The following is a 6,605-nucleotide window of genomic DNA, read 5'->3' as shown; positions in this document are numbered from 1 at the left end:
GCCGGGCTGCGCTCGGTGGTGCTCGTACCGCACGACCTCGAGGCCGGCAAGACGGTCTCCACCGGGGTGTACGGCGGGACGCTGGTCGCCATCCAGGGCAACTACGACGACGTGAACCGGTTGTGCAGCGAACTGGCCGGGGAGTACGAGTGGGCGTTCGTCAACGTCAACGTCCGCCCCTTCTACGCCGAGGGGTCCAAGACGCTCGGCTACGAGGTCGCCGAGCAGCTCGGCTGGCGGCTGCCCGAGCAGGTCGTCGTGCCGATCGCCTCCGGCTCGCTGCTGACAAAGATCGACAAGGCCTTCGGTGAGCTCGGCCGGCTCGGCCTGGTCGAGCCGGCGCCGTACAGGGTGTTCGGTGCGCAGGCGGCCGGCTGCAACCCGGTGGCCGCCGCGTTCGCCCGCGGCGTCGAGACCGTCGCCCCGGTCCGGCCCACCACAATCGCCAAGTCGCTGTCGATCGGCAACCCGGCCGACGGCCCCTACGCCCTCGACGTGGCTCGGCGGACCGGCGGGGCGATCACGGACGTGACCGACGAGGAGATCATCGACGGGATCCGGCTGCTCGCCCGCACCGAGGGCGTCTTCGGTGAGACGGCCGGTGGCGTCACCGTGGCCACTCTGCGCAGGCTGCTGCGCGAGGGGCTGCTCGACCCGGCCGCCGAGACCATCCTCTACAACACCGGCGACGGGCTGAAGACGCTTGACCCCCTCGTCGAGACGGGCGGACCGACCGCGACGATCAAGCCGTCGCTGCGCGCCTTCGAGGCCGCCGGCCTCGGCGACGACTGACTCGGGCGCAGCACAGCCCGGCACAGCGCATTCGACGAACTTCGTGGACCACGCCGGACCAACGGAAGGGCCACGGACGACGGCGAGGCGCCGCGGGGGGATCGGAGCCGGGCACGCGGAACCATGGGTCAGCTTGCACTCACTCGTGCCGAGTGCTAAACAAGAGCTGGCACTCTCGTCTAGGGAGTGCCAAGGCTGAAACGGCGAGGCTGCCCGATCCGCGCTGTGTCCGAGGTGCATCACCCGGGTCCGGAGCAGGCGGGAGCCGTCCGTCGCGGGCGTCGTTAGGGCCAGGCCATCGAACCTGCCATCCCACTGGGAGGACCCAGAAACCATGCCGAAGATCATTGCCTTCGACGAGGAGGCTCGGCGCGGCCTGGAGCGCGGCATGAACCAGCTGGCCGATGCGGTCAAGGTCACGCTCGGGCCGAAGGGCCGCAACGTCGTGCTGGAGAAGAAGTGGGGCGTACCCACGATCACCAACGACGGTGTGAGCATCGCCAAGGAGATCGAGCTCGAGGACCCGTACGAGAAGATCGGCGCGGAACTCGTCAAGGAAGTCGCGAAGAAGACCAACGACGTCGCGGGTGACGGCACCACCACCGCCACCATCCTGGCCCAGGCCCTGGTGCGCGAGGGTCTGCGCAACGTGGCCGCCGGCGCCAACCCCCTCGGGCTGAAGAAGGGCATCGAGGTCGCGGTCGAGCGCGTCTCCGAGGAGCTGTCCAAGCAGGCCAAGGAGGTCGAGACCAAGGAGCAGATCGCCTCCACGGCGTCCATCTCCGCGGGTGACTCGGCCATCGGCGGCCTCATCGCCGAGGCGCTGGACAAGGTCGGCAAGGAAGGCGTCGTCACCGTCGAGGAGAGCAACACCTTCGGCCTCGAGCTCGAGCTCACCGAGGGTATGCGCTTCGACAAGGGCTACATCTCGCCGTACTTCGTCACGGACGCGGACCGTCAGGAAGCCGTCCTGGACGACCCGTACATCCTGATCGTCAACAGCAAGATCTCCGCGGTCAAGGACCTGCTCCCGCTGCTGGAGAAGGTCATGCAGACCGGCAAGCCGCTGGCGATCATCGCTGAGGATGTCGAGGGCGAGGCGCTGGCCACCCTGGTCGTCAACAAGATCCGCGGCACCTTCAAGAGCGTCGCGGTGAAGGCCCCCGGCTTCGGTGACCGCCGCAAGGCGATCCTGGGCGACATCGCCATCCTGACCGGTGGTCAGGTCATCTCCGAGGACGTCGGCCTCAAGCTCGAGAGCACCTCGCTCGACCTGCTCGGCCGTGCCCGGAAGATCGTTGTCACCAAGGACGAGACGACCGTCGTCGAGGGTGCCGGCGACCCCGGCCAGATCGCCGGTCGGGTCAGCCAGATCCGCAACGAGATCGAGAAGTCGGACTCGGACTACGACCGCGAGAAGCTCCAGGAGCGGCTCGCGAAGCTGGCTGGCGGCGTCGCCGTCATCAAGGTCGGCGCGGCCACCGAGGTCGAGCTCAAGGAGAAGAAGCACCGCATCGAGGACGCGGTGTCCAACGCGAAGGCCGCCGTCGAGGAGGGCATCGTCGCCGGTGGTGGCGTCGCGCTGCTCCAGGCGTCGATCACCGCCTTCGAGAAGCTGGACCTGTCCGGCGACGAGGCGACCGGTGCCAACATCGTCCGGCTCGCGCTCGAGGCGCCCATCAAGCAGATCGCCTTCAACAGCGGTCTCGAGGGCGGCGTCGTGGTCGAGAAGGTCCGCAACCTGCCGACCGGCCACGGCCTGAACGCGGCCACCGGCGAGTACGTCGACCTGATCGGCACCGGCATCATCGACCCGGCCAAGGTCACCCGCTCCGCCCTGCAGAACGCCGCGTCGATCGCCGGCCTGTTCCTCACCACCGAGGCCGTCATCGCTGACAAGCCGGAGAAGAACCCGGCCCCGGCAGTCCCGGGCGGCGGCGGCGACATGGACTTCTAGTCCAATTCGTCACCTGCTGTACCCTGCACCACCGTCTGGCCGAGGGCGGCTCCGGTTCTCCCGGGGCCGCCCTCGTGCGTTCGCCCGTGCATCACAGCCGAGGCTCCGACGGCTACCCCAGGAAGCTCGCCGAAGGCGAGCTGACGGAAACCCCGTCTTCACCCTGATGCCAGGGGTCCCCGCACTGCGCCGAAGGCGCCGTGCGGGGCAAGGCTCGCCCCCGCGGACGGGAGGTTCCGCGAGGGCGAGCTCTCCGGCGTGGGAGCGGGCGCCGCTCGGGACGGAGCGAACGCCGGAAGGCACTCCCAAAGGCGACCTTTCCAAGAACGCTCTTCTCGGCCGCCATCGACGGCGATCAAATTACCATCGGGTAATCCAAGAGACAAGAGCTTTATGTCACTCCTTTTGAACAATCCGAAGGTCACCTTCGTTAGACTTCGACCTTTTACCGCGACACGGACAATTAACGCATGCCAGCTTTAGACAGCGGCCACGGCGACAGGCACGATAGCCCTCGTGGTTCAGGCCCCCGCACAGCCGCGCTCCCATCGCCCCTCGATGACCGTTCCCACTCCCCCGGTCACCGTGGAAGATCTCGACACGGGCGGGCATGATGACGCTCGGTTCGAACTCCTGGACGGCTTGTGCGTCCTGCGACCATGGCCGACACCGCTGCGGGCCCGCGTCACGGCGCGCCTGGTCCGGATCCTGGCGGGCACGGCCTCCTCCGGAGCTCAGATCCTGCCGGCCGGGATCGGGGTGGAGCTGTCCCCCCGCAGTCTGCTCGTGCCGGATGTCGTGGTAGCGGCGAGCGGTGACACCGGCCGTCGGCTCCGGGGCACCCCGTCCCTCGTCATCGAAGTGGCCGACGCCAGCACCCGGCGCTACAACCGCACCCTCAAACTCGATCTCTACCGGCAACGCGGCGTGCCGTCCTGCTGGCTGATCGACCCGGACACCGCCACCATCGAGGCGTACGACCTGGTCGCCGATGCGTACCTCGCCACCCGCACGGTCAGCGGGAAGGAGACCTTCACCGCCACTCAGCCCTTTCCGGTGGCGATCCAGCCGGCCGAGCTGATCGACCCGCCCGGCTCGGAGTGATGGCGCGACCCCGACCACTACCCCAGGACGTCGTCGGCGTCGACGATGGTGTAGGCGTAGCCCTGCTCGGCGAGGAATCGCTGGCGGTGTGCCGCGTACTCCTGGTCGAGGGTGTCGCGGGCCACCACCGTGTAGAAGTGCGCCGTGCGGCCGTCGGCCTTGGGCCGCAGCACCCGACCGAGTCGCTGGGCCTCCTCCTGGCGGGAACCGAACGTGCCCGAGACCTGCACGGCCACCCCGGCCTCCGGCAGGTCGATGGAGACATTCGCGACCTTGGAAACGACCAGTGTGGTGATCTCCCCGGTCCGGAACGCCTCGAATAGCCGCTCCCGCTCCCGGTTACGGGTGGAACCCTGGATGACCGGGGCGTCCAACAGCTCCCCGAGCTCGTCGAGCTGGTCGAGATATGCGCCGATCACCAGCACCCGGTCATCGGAGTGCCGGCGGACGAGACGTTCCACCACCGCCCGCTTGCTGCGGGCGGTGGCACACATCCGGTACCGCTCCTCCGGCTCGGCGACGGCGTAGGCCATCCGCTCGTCCTCGGTGAGCGTGACGCGCACCTCGGTGCACTGCGCCGGCGCGATCCAGCCCTGTGCCTCGATCTCCCGCCACGGGGCGTCATACCGCTTCGGCCCGATCAACGAGAAGACGTCGCCCTCCCGGCCGTCCTCCCGGACGAGGGTCGCGGTCAGGCCGAGCCGACGACGGGACTGGATGTCGGCGGTCATCCGGAAGACCGGCGCCGGGAGCAGGTGCACCTCGTCGTAGACGATCAGACCCCAGTCCCGGGCCCCGAACAACTCCAGGTGCAGGTATTCGCCCTTACGCCGGGCCGTCATCACCTGGTAGGTGGCGATGGTGACCGGCCGGATCTCCTTGCGCTCCCCGGAGTACTCGCCGATCTCCTCCTCGGTCAGCGAGGTGCGGCGCAGCAGCTCGTGCCGCCACTGCCGGCCGGCCACCGTGTTCGTGACCAGGATCAGCGTGGTCGCCCCGGCCTGGGCCATGGCCGCGGCGCCGACGATGGTCTTCCCGGCACCCGCGGGCAGCACGACGACCCCCGACCCGCCCTCCCAGAACCCGGCTACCGCACCCTTCTGGTAGTCGCGCAGCTCCCAGCCGTCCTGGCGCAGTTCGATCCGGTGCGCCTCGCCGTCGACGTAACCGGCGAGATCCTCCGCCGGCCACCCGAGTTTGAGCAGCGCCTGCTTGAGCCGGCCGCGCTCGGAGGGGTGCACGGCGATTGTGTCGTCGTCGATGCGGGAGCCGAGCATCGGCACGACCTTCTTGGCCCGGGCCACCTCGACGAGCACCACCCGGTCGAGAGCACGCAACACCAGCCCGTGGGCCGGGTCGTTCTCCAGGCGCAGCCGACCGTAGCGATCCATCGTGTCGGCGATGTCGACAAGCAGGGCGTGCGGCACGGCGTAACGGGAGAAGCGAACCAGCGCATCGACAACCTGCTCGGCGTCATGGCCGGCGGCACGGGCGTTCCACAGCGCCAGCGGCGTCACCCGATAGGTGTGCACATGCTCCGGAGACCGTTCGAGCTCGGCGAACGGAGCGATGGCCGACCGCGCCTCGGCAGCACTCGGATGCTCGACCTCAAGCAGCAACGTCTTGTCCGACTGGACGATCAACGGGCCATCCGTCACCCGCCACCGCCCTTTCCGTCCGCCGTAGGTTCCACCGTGGGTATCGACCCATTAGTGAACCACCAACACGAGCCGCCCTGCACCAATCGGTGCGGTGCGAGCCACCGGCGTCGCACCGGCACGATCACACCGGCGGCGCGCTGCTCGTTCACCGGCGCCCTTCGACGGTACAGCCGACCACCGACACGGTAACCAGAGGGGCCGAAGCCCGACTGAAACCACCGCGGGTCCCGCAGGCAGGCGGGCACACCGGCACCGGCCCGCCCGGCTCATGGCGGATCGGCGAGATCCTCCGCGGCGGCCGACCAGTCCGCCGCCACCGGCGGCCCGCCGAACGCGTCGTCGATGTCGGCGACGCCGGTCACCCGGTGCAGGACAAAACGACGCGGGCCGGCGCTGAGTTCGTCCCACGCGGTGAGCCAGCCGCTCTCGACAGCGGTGGGCCGCACGATCCGGTCGCTCGGCGCACCCTGCTGGTCGACGTAGCCCAGCAGCACCCGGCGCCGGTCCCGGACGGCTCCCTGCAGCAGCACCAGGATCAACGGCGCGGACCGGGTGAGCCCGACCTCGATGCCGGGAACCTCACCGGCTGCCCGGACCGCCCGTGCGCTGTCGTCGCCTCGGCGGACCAGCCGGACCACGTCGCGCAGCTGGTTGATCCGGGTGCCGGCCACGTCGACCGACGCCACGCGGGGGCGCGCCGGCGTCCGATAAGCGGCGGGCCGGCGCAGCACCACCCGCCCGTCCGGGGCCTCCGCGACCGGTGCGAACCCGGCGGTGCGCAGGCCGACGAGCACCTCCGCGGTCGGCAGTGGGGAGATGACGATCGTCGGCGCGATCCGGCGCAGCCCCAACGCCTGGGTACGCCGGTTGGCGACCACTTCGGCGAGCAGCGCCGTGTCCTCGCAGCGCAGGTAGCTCGCGGCAGGACCAGCCCGCAACCGGCCGTGCCGCCGGGCGGTGTCGTCGATCAGATAGGTGAGGGCCTGCGGCGCCCCGCCTCGACCGAGGCGGGCGAGCATCGCGTGGATGTCCTCCGCCACCAGGCCCGAGTCCAGGCCGCGACGCAGCGAGGCCTCGGAGAACCGGTAGAC

At 69.8% G+C, this 6,605-nt stretch carries 5 protein-coding genes; 3 read left to right on the top strand and 2 right to left on the bottom strand.

The window, feature by feature from the left end:
• The 3 genes from thrC to ACY45C_RS03115 form a co-directional block, all read left to right on the top strand.
• Positions 1-792, top strand: a 792-nt coding sequence (gene thrC, locus ACY45C_RS03125; protein WP_462186150.1) for a threonine synthase, incomplete at its 5' end; no start/stop codon positions are given.
• 334 nt (positions 793-1,126) lie between these two features.
• Positions 1,127-2,749 carry a chaperonin GroEL gene (gene groL, locus ACY45C_RS03120; RefSeq protein WP_462186149.1) on the top strand — a complete coding sequence of 541 codons (1,623 nt, stop codon included), beginning with the start codon at positions 1,127-1,129 and terminating at the stop codon, positions 2,747-2,749.
• Positions 2,750-3,307: 558 nt separating this feature from the next.
• Positions 3,308-3,853 carry a Uma2 family endonuclease gene (locus ACY45C_RS03115; RefSeq protein ID WP_462186156.1) on the top strand — a complete coding sequence of 182 codons (546 nt, stop codon included), beginning with the start codon at positions 3,308-3,310 and terminating at the stop codon, positions 3,851-3,853.
• Between the two features lie 17 nt (positions 3,854-3,870).
• Here ACY45C_RS03115 and ACY45C_RS03110 read toward each other — a convergent pair whose 3' ends face one another.
• Together ACY45C_RS03110 and ACY45C_RS03105 are read right to left on the bottom strand one after the other, a co-directional pair.
• Positions 3,871-5,511, bottom strand: coding sequence for a DNA repair helicase XPB (locus ACY45C_RS03110; protein ID WP_462186148.1), 1,641 nt, complete (start codon positions 5,509-5,511; stop codon positions 3,871-3,873).
• Positions 5,512-5,780: 269 nt separating this feature from the next.
• On the bottom strand, positions 5,781-6,605 hold an 825-nt coding region (locus tag ACY45C_RS03105; RefSeq protein ID WP_462186147.1), incomplete at its 5' end, for a helicase-associated domain-containing protein.

It is taken from the genome of Frankia sp. CcWB2, assembly GCF_977927585.1.
Note: the sequence above shows the minus strand (reverse complement) of the source record. Positions and strands in the feature narration are given on the sequence as shown.